Annotated in this window: 27 protein-coding genes and 1 tRNA gene; 21 read left to right on the top strand and 7 right to left on the bottom strand. The window is 45.0% G+C overall.

Annotation, left to right across the window (positions count from 1 at the left end; genetic code table 11):
- Positions 1-66: 66 nt before the first annotated feature.
- From L9W92_RS02155 to L9W92_RS02200, 10 genes are all read left to right on the top strand, one after another.
- A complete protein-coding gene (locus L9W92_RS02155; RefSeq protein ID WP_240082119.1) occupies positions 67-873 on the top strand; it encodes a mechanosensitive ion channel family protein in 807 nt (268 codons plus the stop codon).
- A gap of 142 nt (positions 874-1,015) precedes the next feature.
- Positions 1,016-1,777 (top strand): sporulation protein, encoded by a 762-nt coding sequence (locus L9W92_RS02160; protein ID WP_240082120.1) that lies wholly within the window; start codon positions 1,016-1,018, stop codon positions 1,775-1,777.
- Positions 1,778-1,796: 19 nt separating this feature from the next.
- Positions 1,797-1,873: transfer RNA gene (locus tag L9W92_RS02165), tRNA-Arg, on the top strand.
- Positions 1,874-2,134: 261 nt separating this feature from the next.
- On the top strand, positions 2,135-2,491 hold the full coding sequence (locus tag L9W92_RS02170) for a hypothetical protein (protein ID WP_240082121.1): 357 nt from the start codon (positions 2,135-2,137) through the stop codon (positions 2,489-2,491).
- Positions 2,492-2,524: 33 nt separating this feature from the next.
- Positions 2,525-2,806, top strand: a complete 282-nt coding sequence (locus L9W92_RS02175; protein WP_240082122.1) for a hypothetical protein — start codon at positions 2,525-2,527, stop codon at positions 2,804-2,806.
- 397 nt (positions 2,807-3,203) lie between these two features.
- Positions 3,204-3,395, top strand: coding sequence for a hypothetical protein (locus L9W92_RS02180; protein ID WP_240082123.1), 192 nt, complete (start codon positions 3,204-3,206; stop codon positions 3,393-3,395).
- A gap of 10 nt (positions 3,396-3,405) precedes the next feature.
- The gene (locus L9W92_RS02185; protein WP_240082124.1) at positions 3,406-3,924 is read left to right on the top strand and encodes a hypothetical protein; all 519 of its coding nucleotides are present in this window, start codon (positions 3,406-3,408) and stop codon (positions 3,922-3,924) included.
- A gap of 134 nt (positions 3,925-4,058) precedes the next feature.
- A complete protein-coding gene (locus tag L9W92_RS02190; RefSeq protein WP_240082125.1) occupies positions 4,059-4,211 on the top strand; it encodes a hypothetical protein in 153 nt (50 codons plus the stop codon).
- Positions 4,208-4,885: a phage tail tape measure protein gene (locus tag L9W92_RS18625; protein ID WP_240082126.1), complete on the top strand. Its 678-nt coding sequence runs from the start codon at positions 4,208-4,210 to the stop codon at positions 4,883-4,885. Before L9W92_RS02190 ends, L9W92_RS18625 begins: the two co-directional genes overlap by 4 nt.
- Positions 4,886-4,899: 14 nt before the next feature.
- A complete protein-coding gene (locus L9W92_RS02200) occupies positions 4,900-5,523 on the top strand; it encodes a hypothetical protein (RefSeq protein WP_240082127.1) in 624 nt (207 codons plus the stop codon).
- On the opposite strand, the gene L9W92_RS02205 is transcribed toward L9W92_RS02200, so the two are convergent.
- The 3 genes from L9W92_RS02205 to L9W92_RS19265 form a co-directional block, all read right to left on the bottom strand.
- Positions 5,491-5,856 (bottom strand): type II toxin-antitoxin system HicB family antitoxin, encoded by a 366-nt coding sequence (locus tag L9W92_RS02205; protein WP_240082128.1) that lies wholly within the window; start codon positions 5,854-5,856, stop codon positions 5,491-5,493. The two genes, L9W92_RS02200 and L9W92_RS02205, sit on opposite strands and share 33 nt — an antisense overlap.
- On the bottom strand, positions 5,849-6,094 hold the full coding sequence (locus tag L9W92_RS02210; RefSeq protein WP_240082129.1) for a toxin HicA: 246 nt from the start codon (positions 6,092-6,094) through the stop codon (positions 5,849-5,851). The genes L9W92_RS02205 and L9W92_RS02210 overlap by 8 nt, the downstream gene beginning before the upstream one ends.
- A 535-nt stretch (positions 6,095-6,629) precedes the next feature.
- Positions 6,630-6,971 carry a putative holin-like toxin gene (locus L9W92_RS19265; RefSeq protein WP_376741765.1) on the bottom strand — a complete coding sequence of 114 codons (342 nt, stop codon included), beginning with the start codon at positions 6,969-6,971 and terminating at the stop codon, positions 6,630-6,632.
- Between L9W92_RS19265 and L9W92_RS02215 the strand changes: the two genes are divergently transcribed.
- The 3 genes from L9W92_RS02215 (at position 6,920) to L9W92_RS02225 (ending at position 8,504) form a co-directional block, all read left to right on the top strand.
- Complete coding sequence (locus tag L9W92_RS02215) at positions 6,920-7,081, top strand: hypothetical protein (RefSeq protein ID WP_240082130.1); 162 nt, start codon at positions 6,920-6,922, stop codon at positions 7,079-7,081. The two genes, L9W92_RS19265 and L9W92_RS02215, sit on opposite strands and share 52 nt — an antisense overlap.
- A gap of 64 nt (positions 7,082-7,145) precedes the next feature.
- Positions 7,146-7,922: a phage tail tape measure protein gene (locus L9W92_RS02220; RefSeq protein WP_240082131.1), complete on the top strand. Its 777-nt coding sequence runs from the start codon at positions 7,146-7,148 to the stop codon at positions 7,920-7,922.
- 231 nt (positions 7,923-8,153) lie between these two features.
- Positions 8,154-8,504, top strand: coding sequence for a putative phage tail protein (locus L9W92_RS02225; RefSeq protein WP_240082132.1), 351 nt, complete (start codon positions 8,154-8,156; stop codon positions 8,502-8,504).
- Between the two features lie 213 nt (positions 8,505-8,717).
- On the opposite strand, the gene L9W92_RS02230 is transcribed toward L9W92_RS02225, so the two are convergent.
- A complete protein-coding gene (locus L9W92_RS02230; RefSeq protein ID WP_376741769.1) occupies positions 8,718-8,948 on the bottom strand; it encodes a DUF4315 family protein in 231 nt (76 codons plus the stop codon).
- Between the two features lie 360 nt (positions 8,949-9,308).
- On the opposite strand from L9W92_RS02230, the gene L9W92_RS02235 reads away from it, so the two are divergent.
- On the top strand, positions 9,309-9,584 hold the full coding sequence (locus L9W92_RS02235; RefSeq protein WP_240082133.1) for a hypothetical protein: 276 nt from the start codon (positions 9,309-9,311) through the stop codon (positions 9,582-9,584).
- Positions 9,585-9,671: 87 nt separating this feature from the next.
- Entirely contained in the window at positions 9,672-9,980 is a 309-nt protein-coding gene (locus L9W92_RS02240; protein ID WP_240082134.1) for a hypothetical protein, read from the top strand.
- Positions 9,981-10,006: 26 nt separating this feature from the next.
- On the opposite strand, the gene L9W92_RS18755 is transcribed toward L9W92_RS02240, so the two are convergent.
- Positions 10,007-10,132 (bottom strand): hypothetical protein, encoded by a 126-nt coding sequence (locus tag L9W92_RS18755; protein WP_282442265.1) that lies wholly within the window; start codon positions 10,130-10,132, stop codon positions 10,007-10,009.
- A gap of 11 nt (positions 10,133-10,143) precedes the next feature.
- Between L9W92_RS18755 and terS the strand changes: the two genes are divergently transcribed.
- Together terS and L9W92_RS02250 are read left to right on the top strand one after the other, a co-directional pair.
- Positions 10,144-10,767, top strand: a complete 624-nt coding sequence (gene terS, locus L9W92_RS02245) for a phage terminase small subunit (RefSeq protein WP_240082135.1) — start codon at positions 10,144-10,146, stop codon at positions 10,765-10,767.
- The gene (locus L9W92_RS02250) at positions 10,748-11,068 is read left to right on the top strand and encodes a hypothetical protein (RefSeq protein WP_240082136.1); all 321 of its coding nucleotides are present in this window, start codon (positions 10,748-10,750) and stop codon (positions 11,066-11,068) included. Before terS ends, L9W92_RS02250 begins: the two co-directional genes overlap by 20 nt.
- Here the strand turns inward: L9W92_RS02250 and L9W92_RS02255 are convergent.
- Positions 11,065-11,544, bottom strand: a complete 480-nt coding sequence (locus L9W92_RS02255; protein ID WP_240082137.1) for a hypothetical protein — start codon at positions 11,542-11,544, stop codon at positions 11,065-11,067. The genes L9W92_RS02250 and L9W92_RS02255 overlap by 4 nt on opposite strands.
- A 112-nt stretch (positions 11,545-11,656) precedes the next feature.
- Here L9W92_RS02255 and L9W92_RS02260 point away from each other — a divergent pair, with 112 nt between their 5' ends.
- From L9W92_RS02260 to L9W92_RS02275, 4 genes are all read left to right on the top strand, one after another.
- Positions 11,657-12,076, top strand: coding sequence for a hypothetical protein (locus tag L9W92_RS02260; protein ID WP_240082138.1), 420 nt, complete (start codon positions 11,657-11,659; stop codon positions 12,074-12,076).
- 137 nt (positions 12,077-12,213) lie between these two features.
- The gene (locus tag L9W92_RS02265) at positions 12,214-12,645 is read left to right on the top strand and encodes a phage holin family protein (RefSeq protein WP_240082139.1); all 432 of its coding nucleotides are present in this window, start codon (positions 12,214-12,216) and stop codon (positions 12,643-12,645) included.
- Entirely contained in the window at positions 12,642-13,337 is a 696-nt protein-coding gene (locus L9W92_RS02270; RefSeq protein WP_240082140.1) for an N-acetylmuramoyl-L-alanine amidase, read from the top strand. The genes L9W92_RS02265 and L9W92_RS02270 overlap by 4 nt, the downstream gene beginning before the upstream one ends.
- Positions 13,338-13,616: 279 nt before the next feature.
- Positions 13,617-14,090, top strand: coding sequence for a hypothetical protein (locus L9W92_RS02275; RefSeq protein WP_240082141.1), 474 nt, complete (start codon positions 13,617-13,619; stop codon positions 14,088-14,090).
- A 187-nt stretch (positions 14,091-14,277) separates the two neighbouring features.
- Here L9W92_RS02275 and L9W92_RS02280 read toward each other — a convergent pair.
- Positions 14,278-14,618 (bottom strand): IS66 family transposase (locus tag L9W92_RS02280; protein ID WP_240082142.1); only part of this gene is annotated, 341 nt, incomplete at its 5' end.

The raw sequence follows: 14,618 nt of genomic DNA on the forward strand, positions 1-14,618 counted from the left end.
TTTTCTATTATATCAGGATAAGGTTTGAGCAGTTGTTTGCAAAGCAATGATTAGAGGTGTCGGATTTTGCCTCCATTGAACATTGATTATCTGAATACTCTTGCCGCTGGTTTTAATTATCACAAATTACTGGGAATTCTGGCTATTATAGCAGCCGCTTTTATTGTTGTCCGCTTAGGCAGCTCGGCAATAACCAAGCTGTTTGCCCGCGAGGAAGACTCACACCTTGGCGGCAGCAAGAGAGTCCGCACCATGGCGGCGCTGTCAATCAGCATTTTACGGTACAGTGTTTATTTTATCGCACTGGTGATGATTCTTGGTATTTGTGGGGTGCAAACCGGCGCCTTGCTGGCAGGGGCGGGGGTAGTCGGGCTGGCTGTCGGATTCGGCGCCAAGAATCTGGTCGAAGATGTCATCTCCGGTTTCTTTATTCTTTTTGAGGATCAGTTTGACGTGGGTGATTATATAACCGCCACAGGGGTGTCAGGTATTGTCGAGGCGCTTGGCTTGCGGGTTACGCGGCTGAAAGATTTAGGCGGCCAGGTTCATTACATTCCCAACGGTAAGATTGCGCAGGTGACCAATCACAGCCGCGGCAGCCTCCAGGCGGTTGTAGATATCGGGGTTGCTTATTCTGCCGACCACAACCAGGCCGTCAGCGCGCTTGAACAGGCTTGCCTGAAGCTGGCGCAGGAACATTCGGATTTGATCGCCACCGGCCCCGAAGTGCTCGGTATTGTCGCTTTGTATGCGGATCATGTGTTAATCCGCATAACTGCGGGAGTCATGCCGCTCCAAAAAGCGAAGGTGGAACGGGAAATAATGAAGCGATCCAAGGAAGCCATGGAAAGCGCGGGGATTAACCCGGGCTAAACCTAAACCTGCGGGATAAGTGGAATAACACCTTACTTGACAAACCGTTCACTACTTAGCTATACTAATTTAGATATCATTAAAGTCATATTGGATAAAAGTGCTTAATTGAGTTGCTAGTATACTTTCTGGGGGGATAGTTTTGTTTAAAAACCTGCTGGCCGGATTGGGGGTCGGCGCGGCGAAGGTCGATCTTAAGATTAACCGCGCTAAGGTAGCTTTGGGTGAAGTAATCGAAGGCGAAGTAAAGATATCCGGCGGCAATATTGACCAGCAAGTGGAAAAAATCAACATTACCCTGGTGTTGGACTCTCGTTACAAGCATGATGATAAGTATGTAAATATAAGACGTGAAATTGGGACTCTCAAAGTGGCTGACAGCATGCTGATTAAGGCTGGTTCACCGGAGAAAACTATTCCTGTCCGTTTGCAGCTTCCTTATGATATCCCTGTTTCCAGGGGAAAAACAAGATATTACTTTGTAACCAATCTTGATATAAAAAAAGCCGTTGATCCTAAGGATATTGACGATGTTGTTGTTCTCCCGAACGCTTATATGCAGATGGTGTTTGACGCCTTGTCAATGCTGGGTTTCCGTGATAAACCGTCATCCGGGGATTATAACGGCAGGTTCCAACAATTTGAGTACAAACCGACCAAATTCATGGCGCGGGAATTAGACGAGCTTGAGCTTTATTTCGTCGCGGAAGAGAGTCAACTGTATATAGTGATGGAAATTGACAAGAAAACACGTGGTTTCTTTGGTAAGATAGCTGATGATATGGACCTTGACGAGCGGCGCTTTAGCTATACCCTTCCTTACAGCGATATGCATGGTGTGGAGCAAGTAGCCGCGACGTTAAAAGAAATTATTGAAGATGAATACAGAAAAATTAATTGTTAATCTTTTATAAAAATGATAAGCGCCCGTAGCTCAGGCGGATAGAGCAGCGGTTTCCTAAACCGCGTGTCGGGAGTTCGAGTCTCTCCGGGCGCACCAGATAAATCAATCCCTTCGGGGTTTTTATTTTTTTATAAAAGCGGTTTTGTGGGACATTTGTGGGACATTTCATTTTAGGAATCCGCTTCCTAAATTATTTTACTATCTCTTTCCTTCTTGTCTGCCTTCCTGGTTAGTATGGTAGCCATAATGTCAGCGTTGGCTTGATCGTCCTTCTGGTAGGTGTGAGCATATACCGCAAGGGTTACGTTCGTGTTAGAGTGGCCTAAACGCTTTGCAACGGCTACAGGGTTTTGACCTTTGGACAGTAACAGGTCGGTCGAAGAGATTACCACCGAGGAGAAAAAGAATCCCATCGGCGAGGAAACCGAACACCGGCAGGTGCTTCAGAATGGCTGGAAGGGTAGCATCGAAGGGCAAAGTGTTAATACCGCTTATGACGACATTGTTGACAAAAAGAGCAATTACCAGGACCAGACGGGCGGGACGCTCAAATTCTTGATCTTCACCACGGAGACTTACAAAGACGGCACTGTCCGCAAATATAAGTACGAGGAAGTAACCTTTGACGGTTACAAGAAATCTGTGGACGGAAATAACAAGCCGATCAGCAACACTTTGAACTGGCAGGCTGCCAGGCGAAGCAAGGTTTCGTAAATAAAAATATCAAATAAATTCATGGAGGTTATCATGGAAGACATCACCCTGTCTACCGGCAAAATCGTAACGCCGCGGGAGAAAAAAGGACAACATCACTTTATTGAGCGCCGACTGCTGGCTACTTGCATGAGTGAGGGCGGACAGAACATTGGCGGCATCATGTCCACTGTCACAATTCAAACTGTGGTGGGGGTCGCGGCGGTCAATGGCGAAAAGATGGACGTTCCTGAAGGGTTGGCTGGTGTGCTGGAATTAATGAGTGAGTTTACTTATGATGAGTGGAACGAACTCGAAACTAAAATAGTTGCCTAAGGCCGCCCAGGAGAAACTCGCTGAATTGGCAAAAAACTCGCAGATCAGCCCTGGTTCAGGAACCGCGTCGAGTTAACGCTGGCTTCCGGGGCTGGTATAAGTTTTACCGAGGGCATGGAGATGGACGATGTGACGTTTGCGGCTACGGTAATTGTGGTTAATGAGTGGAACGAGAGGAATCCCCCGGTCTTTTGATCGGGGGATTTAAAATGTATCCTTTGCAAGCAGATAAATTTACATAGCTCCTTGTTCGGGAGCGTTAAAAGAAACTGAAATAATATGGACATGCCACATGGGACATGTTACAATATTTCTAAACAAAGAATGACATATACTGGTTATGCTCCTGACAGACTGGGCATAGATATTCTATGAACGAGATGCCGGGGGTGTTAATATGGACGAGTCTCAGAAGAATCAAAAAGGAGGGAGAAAAATGGCTACACAACTTCAACCAACGCCCATGCTTTACGGGAAAGATGCTGATGCTGTTTTAGAACAGATTAGAAGGAAGCCGACTCCCGAACAAATTCGTAGAGCAAAAGAGCGTAATAAATTTTTCAAAAACATAAAGAAAAAAGGATTGTAATATTTAAACCATGCCTGACATTAACCTAAAAGCAGTTTTATTAGTGAGGTTGTCAGAAGCAGAGTTGCCCGATCTCGAAGCATTTGATTGTGGCGATGCTGAAATGAACAGTTTTTTAAAGGATGAAGCTTATTCAGAGCAAGAATCTGGAATGAATAGCACAATCTTATTGTATTATCAAGGTGAGTTAGCAGCTTTTTGTTCGGTGTGTTGCGATTCGATCCCTTTAAGCAAAAAAGAGCGGGAAGAGGAAAAAATAGAAGCAGCATATAAAGTACCAGCGATTAAGATTGCTAGACTTGGAAGAGCTTTTAAATACAAAGATTATGGCGTTGGTTCTTTTTTAATTGATTATGTAAAAGATATTGCCTTTGAGCTTAGCGCCTCAAAGGTGGGAGTAAGATTTCTGACCCTGGATGCATATTCTGGCAAGGAACAGTATTATTCTGATAAGGGGTTTATACGAAACGAGGCAATGAATAAAAGGATGGATGGGACTGTTAGTATGCGGGCAGATGTTTTTGATTAAAAGTTAACATTACTTATTTGAACGAACAAAAGCATCCTCTTAAGAGGGTGTTTTTGTTTGGATTAAAAATTATTGTGAAAATAAGGGAGGATTGGTATAGTATGAGTATAAGGCTCTAAGAGGAGTTGGTATGATTGTTCGGAAAGAAAAAAGAAGAGGGTCAAAGCGAGAAAGCGTGTCCGTTTACTTTTTCTGTTTTTGCACCAAATAGGGATAAAAGTAATTTTTCAAAATGCATAAAAGAGGCCTGTCAAATGTGGGATCCACAACGAGAGGTGAATAAGTGAGTTCAATTCTAGATTTAGCGATTGCGGTATCTGTTACTGATTTTGCAACATCAGGAGTTAAAAATATCATTAGTCAATTTTCTTTATTGCAAAGCGCAACCGAAGAAACAAAAAAGAAGATTGAAGGTCTTAAAAATATAGCCTGGGGTGGTGGAATAGCGGCGGCTATTGGTACGGCTGGAGTTATAGCCACCACCATGATCGGTGCTCAAGCAGTAAAACAGGCAGCCGACTTGCAAGAGGTCATGTCTGGAATAAAATCGCAGACATTTGGCAAGGACTTATTTGATCCTGAAAAAGCGGTTGAAATTGAAGAAAAAATGAAGTCGATTAAAGATTTGTCAAATCGTCTTGGTCTTGAAACAACCTTTTCAAATATTGGTGCCGGGCAAGCGATCCTGGAGCTTCAGAAAGGTGGCGTAGCTCTCGAAGACATCCTTACCGGAGCAGGTGAGGCCGCAGTAAAAATGGCTCAATTATCCAAGGTTCCACCCAATACAGCGGCAGAGGCTTTGGTACAAGCAAGGGCAGGTTTTCAATTAACAGGTGAGCAACTACTTCAAGCAGCGGACACAATGGTTAAGGTTGCTGCTGCATCGTCTGCAGATGTTGGCGATGTCATGAGGGGCTTGAGAACTTATTTATTGATACGGCGGCCGACGCGGCAAAGCTGAAAGATTCATCGTTTTTGGACGGACTGGCGAATGAGATCGCTTACGGCCTGGTGGTGGCACTGGGATTGCAGAAAAAGACAGTAGTGGATACGGATAAAATAACGATTAAAGTTGCCGGGCAGATCCTGGAAGGAAAAGAGATCGATGACTTTATGCAGATGGTTTACGGCCGTTATAAATCGGTTGGCGATCAGTATACTTCCGGCGCGTGCCTTTCTGCCATTGTGCACGTTATCAGCAATATTGAAAACTCCGGCCTGGCTGTTGAATGTACATGGGTATCCGGATCCGAGCAGGAATTGGATTTTGACCAGTACACTAAGCTTTATACTCACCAGATCGGAGCTTTTCAACTGAAGCCCAGTGCTGCCGGTGACGGCTCCCTGGCCTGGCGCATGGCTAATGATTATACTTTGGCGAAAACCGATATCGAAGGCAACGTAATAAGCGACGATGAAAACCGCAAAGTCAATAAGCGGCGCTTGAACAGCTGGATTGAGAAGGCGCTGGAGGCTGTAGCGGCTCCCTGGCAGGGCAATGCCTTAATCCTCATATGGGGATGCTTTTGTTTTGAGGAAATAGGGAAGGAGGCTACAAGCCTCCTTCTACTTAACCGGATGTCCGACGCTGCGGGCTAATTGATAGTTGATATATTGATTGAGGCTAACATTCTCTTCCTTGGCCTTTGCAACCAAAGTGCGGTGAAGGGACTTGGGCATACGGATATTAAACTTGCCTGAGTATTCTTCCATTCTGGCTGGTTCGGGAATTGTTTCTCCATCTTGTAAGGCAATATCAAGCCAGCCTTTTTTTGCATCCTGTATCATTTCATATGCCTCTTCCAGGGTTTGCCCCTGGCTGATGCATCCGGGAAGCTCCGGGATTTCAACGGCATAGCCGCCTTCTTCGGCGGGGTAGAGGACTACCTTATAAGGTAGTTTAAGGTAATATTCAAGGTCTTTCTTAATCATCTTCGCCCATCCTTTCAAGGAGTTTTATAGCAGCCACAACATAAGTAGTTAATATGTATGGTTGGCGGTAAGGGATGGATACCTTTAAAGCTCCTTTAGTGTAATAATAATGGCTTGAGCCGCCTTTTGGCTGTCTTTTTTCAAAGCCTGCTCTGGTCAGTATTTTATCCAGTTCTTCGAACCTGACTTGTTTGGGGTTGTTTTTAATTTTTTGTAGGAGCTTTTCAAGCTTACTCATAGCCTGCACCTCTATATGATAGTACCGTATATAGTGGCATATGTCAATGGATTATCAAGGAATTCTTTTGCTGGGATTTAGAATATGTTGCAGGATATGAAAAGCACTCTCAAAGTCACCTATAAGGGGTTTGACAGGGGATTACACTTGAAATTTATGTTAAAAAATGTTTAAATAGATATAGGGCAATTCGGTGTCCTGGGGTGAGAAGTGCCACTAAGACTTCATGCAGCGTGGTAACGCTCACCAAGCCTCCGCCACAAGGTGGGAAACCCCTGGCTTGGATTCCCTTTCTTTGGGAAGGCGGAGCCAGGCAGCCACAAGGTTGGAACGTAACAATATGTTGCAAATAGCTACCCATATGATGATTTGAAAGTTAGTAACAATATGTTGCAAAGTATGGTATACTAAATTTAGAAAATGCGTAAAATTAAAAGAGGAACCATGTTTGCGCATGGTTCCTCACAACAGCCGCTTTATGGGCGGTCGGCTTAAAGGTAACGGAATAGACCGCTAGCCTTTGAAACTGGGCGGTCTATTTCCGTTTAGGAAACGAAAGTACCAAAACGACTAATGTCGCAAATGAAATCATCAGCGCCAAAGCCTGGTATACTTCCATAGGCATCACCTCCTTCCGGAGGAATGCCGACCGCCCTGAGCCTTTCTGTTGTAGAATTATTATAACACAAAAGGAAATACTTAGGTAAAAATTAAGAGGCATTGTAAACACTCTCACGCGAGGGTGTTTTTGTTTTGCATAAAAATATTGTGAAAATAAGGGGGGATTGGTATAGTGTAAGTAAAGGTTGGAAGGAGTTGGTGTAATTGTTTGGGAAAAAGCAAGAAGATAATAAGGAAAAGGCTTGTCCGTTTTCATTCTCAATAGCAGTACAAAACAGAGCAACAAATCCTCATATAAAATGTATAAAAGAGGCCTGTCAAATGTGGGACCCGCAGCGAAATGATTGTGGATTGAAAGAAAAGTAAGATAAATAAGAAACTGAAAGCACCCATAAGGGTGTTTTTGTTTTGCTCGAAAAGAGGTGAGGCAGTGTCAACGGTTTTGGATTTAGCGATTGCGATATCTGTTACTGATTTTGCTACATCAGGAGTTAAAAACATCATTAGTCAATTTTCTTTATTGCAAAGCGCGACCGATGAAACAAAAAAGAAGATGGACAGTCTCAAGAATTTCGCCTGGGGGGGTGGAATAGCAGCGGCCATTGGTACTGCCGGGGTTCTGGTCACGACCACAATTGGAACCGAGGCTGTAAAGCAGGCTGCCAACCTCCAAGAGGTCATGACTGAGATAAAGGCCCAATTCGGCAAAGATATAACGGACCTAAGCAAATATGATGAAGTCGCGGCAAAAATGGAGGAGATAAAGGACCTTTCGAATCGGCTAGGTTTACAGACTACTTTTTCAAATATAGGCGTAGGTCAAGCTATCCTTGAATTACAGAAGGGCGGCATTGATTATCAGAATATCGTGAACGGGGCGGCTGAGGCTACGGTTAAATTCGCTCAGCTAAATAAAATGGCACCTGAAGCGGCTGCTGAGTTGATGGTGCAGGCGCGAGCGGGATTTCAACTTACCGGCCAACAAATGCTAGATACTGCCGACATAATCACAAAAGTCGCCGCTGCATCAAGTGCCGAAGCAGTTGACATTCAGCGCGGTTTGGGTAATATGGCCGGGGTAGCGGCCCAGATGTGGGGGACGAGAAGCAAGAATGAACAAGTGCTTGATTCCTCCATTCTAGTGACCTTACAAGAACACAGACACCTGAGGGGGGAGCGGCGGGAACTTATGTTAGGAATTTCTTAGAGCGCCTAGTTCCTCAAACAAAAGTACAAGCTGAATATATGAAATCCGTCGGATGGTTAGATAGCCAAGACAAATCGATTTTTTTAGACTACAGCAAAGATCCCCGAGGTCAGCTGAAATCAGCATTAGACATTGCAAAGATATTGCGGGAAACCGTTGGCGGCGGCGCGATAATCTCCGATTCCAAAGAGGTAGAGCGACAATTCGAACTATTATAACCTGTTAAACCAGGTGAAGCAGGAAGCGCGAGTTTCTGCGGCGGTAGAGTCAATTCCGACCCGTGAAACTGAATACGGCTTGGCAATAGATCCTTCGCTGACCATAGCAACTCGACGCGCAAATATATTAAATAAAATGAAAAAACGCGGCGGGCCAATAAAGAAGGAGGATCTTATAGAAGCACTCAGGACGTACGGTATTGAAGCTACTATTCAGAATTTTTACAATCTGCATGTGATGAAGATAAGGATTTCAGGCGTCCGAGGGGTACCGGATGATTTTGAAAAAATACAGTCTTTTGTTGAAAGTATTTGCCGGGCTCATGTGGGTAAGGGGTGGGAGTTTACTTATCCACTATGCTAGAGCCTTCGACTACCGTGGACTTGAAGTTGGAAGATTACTTAAGTTTAGTAATGATACAGAAGGCTTCGGACAATTCACCACTTGGGTAGGTGCGATTAAAGAAAAAAACATTAAAGACAAAGTTATGGTAGGCATGGAGCCGACAGGGCATTACTGGTTCAATCTAGCTCAGGGTGAGAACGGCGCACAGCACCGCCATCATGCGAAATTTTTTCATTCCTCATTTTCCTCCTTGTCTGTGTTGTTGGTGGACTTCGGGCCAAGTTGGCCCGAAGTGAAAGGCGCTCCGTTCTGTTCACGGAGCGCCTTTAAGATGGCCGGGAGGTCGGTCAGCGGAATATTCATCCCGCGCACGGCCTCCACAATTTCAATGTTTTCAAGCTCGGTTTTCTGCTTTTCCAGTTCCCGCAGCCGGGCCTGAAACTCGCTGATTTTTCCCTTGATTTGTCAATGTCCTTGTTGACGCGCTCGATTTTCGCGTTCAAAATAGCACCTTCCTTTCCGTTAATTCAGCCGCCCGAACCCTTATAGATAGCGTACCGATTTATTGCGCGTACAACGAACTTGCCGACATAGCAACACTGGTCCCAAACCCGCGCAACCCGAACACGCACCCGGACAACCAAATACAACTCCTGGCGAAAATAATCAAAAACCAGGGATGGCGCGCACCGATAACCTTTTCTAATCTAAGCGGTTTTATTGTTCGTGGACATGCCGGCTCATGGCAGCGCAGCTCCTGAGGATAAAATATAAAGAGTTAATCCCCTTTAACCGAATAATAAATGGAAAGGGGATGTTAGTTTGGGAGAATATCTACCAGTTAGTGAAATTATATTAATATCTAAACCTTTTATTGTAATTGGTTTAATTGCCATTGCTATACCTGTATTAACTTCATTTATTTTTAGTGCTTTTTTCTGCCCGGTACTTTATTCATCTGCCTTAATCTTGCATTCTTTTAAGATATTAATATCATCACTGTTTATAATCTTTGCATTATTTTACGATCCTGAAACAGGTAAAATAAAAATGTGGGCACTCTTAGATAAATATTCAGTAACACAAATGTTTGTTTAATAGCCTTTTATGAGATATGTATTAGCTTTATCGAGGTTTTAAGAAATAGGATTAACTAGATTATTTTTTTGTAAGAAGGTGGAGGTGATGGGCCGCACAGCAGCACATAACTGGGCAAAACTATTTCTTGAATTCAATCAAGGTCGATATAAAAGCGCCCGTCAGTTTGCCGAGGCGAAAGGATTAAACTATGACCGCCTGAAAAAGGAGTTTAAAAAGCTCAAAGACCAGGGGCAAAATGGGGGCGAAAAACAACCCCAAAATGGGGGCAAAAAGGGGCAGAAAAAAGGGGCAGAAAAATCGCCCCCAAAAGAAAAGGGTCAAAATAATAATGCCTGGGTAAAACTGAAAAAGCAGTTATTGACTGGCCTCCTGAAAAACTGGAGGCTTATTTAGTGCAGTTAGAAGCGCGCCTGGCCGAGCTAAAAGACATCTCCTTCGAGAACCTCACCCAAGCCGAAGTAAAAGAACTGGGTCAACTCCGCCGTGAGCGCCGGGCGATCCTCTCCGACCCGGATCCGGAAGTGATATGCGGTGCCCGTAAGCACGACGGCAGCCCGTGCCAGAATCCCGCCGAGCGGGGCAGCGCGTGTGCTGGGTGCACGGGGGAGCTCCGGGGAGTGGGACGCAACCGGGGCAGCAACATGCGCTGAAGCATGGCTTTTCTGCCCGGATCATGCCCGACGACCCGGAGATAAAAGCCATCATTGAGGAGATAGATATTAAGAGCCCGATTGACATCCTTTGGGATCAGATCGTCATTCAGTATGCGGCAATTGCCCGCGCCCAGCGGATTATGTATGTTACGGATAAAGGCGAAATGATTAAGGAGTTGAAGCGGTCCTACGAGAAAAGCACCGAGAGAAGCACCACAAAGACAAATTCCAACTCCCAAGAGTGCGAATATGAGTATGAATTTCAGTTCTCCTGGGATCGCCAGGCGACATTTTTAATAGCGCAAAGCAAGGCCATGGCCACCCTGGAAAAGTTGATCGCCCGGTACGAGGCCATGGCCACAGAAGAGCAGAAGCTGAAGGTCGCCAAGCTGAAGCAAGATATGGAGATTAGCCGAGAGCGGCTTAGTCTCGAAAAGGCAAAACTGGAATCAGGTGAGCCCGGAAAGGGTAATACCTGGGCGGATTTGACGGCCGGGGGCGATGACGATGAGTCTGAAGAATCTTAGTCCCGAAGAGAAGAAGCGGCTCAGGCGTAAAGGTAGAATCCGCCCGGTCTGGTGGGTTAGGTGCATCCTTGGTGCAATCCCCTGGTCAAAACAGCAAGAGATACCGGGAGTTATTCATATGGGAGTGGCAAGACGTAAGCCAGGTTCCGTTGATTTATTTTTCTCTTTAGATCGAGATACCGATGTGAATATGGTTTACGAAAAAATATCCAGGAGCATGGAGGCAGAAAAAGGATTGAATTTTGAGTGCCGGGCCATACTCCTGAAAGCTGTAAAAATCGGTATTATCAGTGGTGGTTAAGGGAGTTCTATTCGCATACCTAAAGGTACAATTTCATGGAGGTAGTCTCTTATAAACATCTTTTCGATGTCAGTTAAAAAGATGTTATCAGAAACACTAAACCTAACCACGTCATTCTCCACTGTTACCATTTTCATATTTAGAAACGGAAAGGCTTTTATTATGGATTCTTTAATGCCCCGAGCGTCTAATTCGCCGTATAAGGCGATATGTTTAATTTCAGGAGGGGGTTCGCTAGCTGGTGGTACATTGTCTTCTCTTATAAAGAAATAATGTTTTACAATGTGCTTGATATGAGCCGCCCCCTGATTTTCAAGGAAGATACTGAGTTGCTGTGCAAGAGAATTAGATAGATTTAAATTTTCATCACATGCGTACACAACTACTTCGAAATATCCAGATGAATAGACACGTAACCAACGAATTTCAGGAAATTTGTCGCGGATCATTTTTTCATAGCGGAGTCTCGTTCCCAAGATTCTCACCTCCCCCTGCCGTATTTGGTGGTCCATAACTGCTAGTTTCGACGGGGAGGAGGACGATCCTTCACAAAATAGTTAAATAATAGCTTTTAAGGAGGCGATCTCCATGGACATATACCTCAAGGACCCAGCCGGTCCAGAGCTCCACATCCCGGTCAACCCCAGCGAGATAACGGCCAGGGGAGCTAAGAAAATAGAGACGGTCAATGTCATCAATATCGGCGACATAGACTTCCCTACGGGCGACGAGCGATCCGGGATTTCTTTTTCTAGTTTTTTTTCGGCCGAACATGACAAAAGCTACTGCCGGACGGACGATATACCTAAGCCGGACGATGCACTGAACATGCTCATTAACTGGCGCATTGCCGGTAAGCCGATCATGCTGCTAATTACGGAAACGATTATAAACGCACCGGTACTGATAACCGAGCTAAGTTACCGGTACGTAGGTGGTGAGCCTGGGGATACAGTGATGAGGCGTGATGCAAACGGCAGGTCGCAGGTTGCCGCTCCATTAGGGTAAGGAATTTAGGAAACATATAGAACGTTAAATTTTACAAAAAAGTCTTATTACATTCCTCACCCCGCCATGGGGCCTGAATTATTTTTCGTGAAATATTTACCGCCGCGGGGCGGTTATTTTTATGGGGGTGAAGGAAAATGGAAATGGAAGGTTACAAAATCAAGGCAACCGTAGGTTTGGTCTGCGCGGCAATCGGCGGGACTGTCTGCAGTGTTCTTGGGGGATGGGATATGTTATTAAAGGCTTTAGTAATCATGGTGGCACTTGACTATGCCAGCGGCCTACTGGCAGCGTTCGTGGAAAAAACGCTTAACTCGGAAGTAAGATTTAAAGGGGTGGCTAAAAAGGTCCTCATTTTCATTTTGGTTGCCGTAGCCTTTAATATTGACCAGACCGTGGGGACGACCATCATCCGTACTGCTGTCATATCGTTTTATATCGGCATTGAGGGCCTAAGCGTTTTGAAGAATGCCGGCCGGGCAGGGTTGCCTGTTCCGGATGTGTTGGCGAAAGCCTTGGAAGAAATCCAGAAGAAAAGTAGCAACGAAGTTAAGGAGGAAAGACAATGATTTTAGTATTAGACAAAGGCCACGGTGGGAAAGACCCGGGGGCCTGCGGTAATGGCCTAGAGGAAGCCAACCTCACAGATGATATTTGCAATCGCATTGCTGCAAAGCTGGTGCCTTATGACGTGCAGGTTAAGTTTGCGCCGCGGAGTGATTCCCTGAACGAACGGGCTGCATTTGCCAACGACCTGGGCGCGGATTACTTCTGCTCTATTCACATCAATGCCGGCGGCGGTACCGGGTTTGAGTCCTACGTCCACACCGACGCGGGTGATGACACCGAGAGAATTCGGACTATGCTTCATAGCACCATTTATAGCGGTTTTCTTGCCGGGCAGGGTGTTGTTGACAGAGGTAAGAAAAGGGCTAATTTCGCTGTGTTGCGTGAAACAGAGATGCCGGCAGTGCTGCTTGAGAACTTATTTATTGATACGGCGGCCGACGCGGAGAAGCTGAAAGATTCATCGTTTTTGGACGGCCTGGCCAACGAGATCGCTTACGGTCTGGTGGTGGCTTTGGGATTGCAAAAGAAAGCAATCACAGTAACAGGGGCGATAACGATTAGGGTTGCCGGCAAAGTCCTGGAGGGTAAAGAGATTGATGATCTTACCTGGGCACCTGTCCGGGCGCTTGCGGAAGCGCTGGGCAAAACGGTATCCTGGGATGAGGCAACAAGGACGGTTAATGTAATTTAGGACTATAAAGGACATACTAACCAGGGACTTTTCCAAACCGGCTTAGTCCTCGAAACGAGCCCTGCTCAATGGCGAGTGGGGCTTTTGCTGTTATTTCCTTTTGCAGAACAATGTAGAACTATGTCGGTATTTGTTGGATATTTTGGCAAGGGTAGCTTTTTGCTTTGTCGAATTGTTACATATATAGGATTTATTTAATAGAGAAGGTGGTGATTTTTAGTATCCAGCGAGGCGAGTTATAAAGTGAATCAATAAAAAAAGGAAAGAAAGGGGAAAGAAATGAAAAAATATTTAGTGATTATGTTGTTGTTGGTAGCGATTTTTATCCCTGGAGTTGCTATGGCTACAGAGTATACTGATGATCTAATCCCGGATATGACAAGTAACAATTATCCTTCAGGATATGCAAGTTCTACTGGTCAAGAGGCGCATTACTATGCCTATCTTGCGTTTGATGATAGTGTAGGATCATTTCATGAAACAGACAACCGTACCGGGTGGCTTGCTTATGAGTTTTCAAGTTTAAAAAAAATATGTAAATATACATTACTAGTAAGTAATTATTTCGATAGAGCACCCAAAAACTGGACCTTTGAGGGTTGGAATGGCTCGGCTTGGGTTATATTAGATACGCAATCTAATGTTACTGACTGGAATACACAGAATAAAAAAGAATTTGTTTTTAATAATGATACAAGCTATATAAAGTACCAAATCAATGTCTCGGCAAACAATGGCAATGCCGGTTTTTAATTTATGAAATGGAGATGATGGAGGAATTGACCCCATCTCCTCCCGCTCCAACCAACCTGTCAGCTACAGCTGGTGACGCGCAAGTGAATCTAACTTGGGATTCGGTTTCCGGAGCCACGTACTATAACGTTTATAGGTAAGCGTCAAATATGGCACACCTGTACATCAAGCAAGATTTGGGGTATTCTCATCCAGAGGAATGTTGGGGCATGCGGCAGTCAGTCGGCAATGCATCCGACCAGGGCAACAAACTGTCTATGACAGTAGCGTCACTCGTGTCTACATTAGGCAACTGCTCAAACAGATAAGTCAGATAGTTGAAAGGTTTGAGATTATTCTCCTTGGCCGTCTCTATAATACTGTAAATAATCGCACTGCCTCTGGCACCTCTGGGAGTGTTGGAGAATAGGAAGTTTTTCCTGCCGATCACAAAAGGCTTGATCGAGCGCTCCGCCCGATTGTTGTCAATCTCCAGTCGGCCATCCAGCAGAAAGTTTTTCAGGTTGTCCCATTGATTCAGGCAATAGG

The organism is Pelotomaculum terephthalicicum JT (assembly GCF_022410535.1).
Classification (GTDB): Bacteria; Bacillota; Desulfotomaculia; order Desulfotomaculales; family Pelotomaculaceae; genus Pelotomaculum_D; species Pelotomaculum_D terephthalicicum.

Excerpts from the sequence above, each read along its gene's own strand:
- L9W92_RS02175 (WP_240082122.1), top strand. The coding sequence starts at position 2,525 with ATGGAAGACATCACCCTGTCTACCGGCAAAATCGTAACGCCGCGGGAG.
- L9W92_RS02180 (WP_240082123.1), top strand. The coding sequence starts at position 3,204 with ATGGACGAGTCTCAGAAGAATCAAAAAGGAGGGAGAAAAATGGCTACA.
- L9W92_RS02185 (WP_240082124.1), top strand. The coding sequence starts at position 3,406 with ATGCCTGACATTAACCTAAAAGCAGTTTTATTAGTGAGGTTGTCAGAA.
- L9W92_RS02205 (WP_240082128.1), bottom strand. The coding sequence starts at position 5,856 with ATGATTAAGAAAGACCTTGAATATTACCTTAAACTACCTTATAAGGTA.
- L9W92_RS02210 (WP_240082129.1), bottom strand. The coding sequence starts at position 6,094 with ATGAGTAAGCTTGAAAAGCTCCTACAAAAAATTAAAAACAACCCCAAA.
- L9W92_RS19265 (WP_376741765.1), bottom strand. The coding sequence starts at position 6,971 with ATGAAAACGGACAAGCCTTTTCCTTATTATCTTCTTGCTTTTTCCCAA.
- L9W92_RS02240 (WP_240082134.1), top strand. The coding sequence starts at position 9,672 with ATGGGCCGCACAGCAGCACATAACTGGGCAAAACTATTTCTTGAATTC.
- L9W92_RS02250 (WP_240082136.1), top strand. The coding sequence starts at position 10,748 with ATGAGTCTGAAGAATCTTAGTCCCGAAGAGAAGAAGCGGCTCAGGCGT.
- L9W92_RS02260 (WP_240082138.1), top strand. The coding sequence starts at position 11,657 with ATGGACATATACCTCAAGGACCCAGCCGGTCCAGAGCTCCACATCCCG.
- L9W92_RS02265 (WP_240082139.1), top strand. The coding sequence starts at position 12,214 with ATGGAAATGGAAGGTTACAAAATCAAGGCAACCGTAGGTTTGGTCTGC.
- L9W92_RS02270 (WP_240082140.1), top strand. The coding sequence starts at position 12,642 with ATGATTTTAGTATTAGACAAAGGCCACGGTGGGAAAGACCCGGGGGCC.
- L9W92_RS02275 (WP_240082141.1), top strand. The coding sequence starts at position 13,617 with ATGAAAAAATATTTAGTGATTATGTTGTTGTTGGTAGCGATTTTTATC.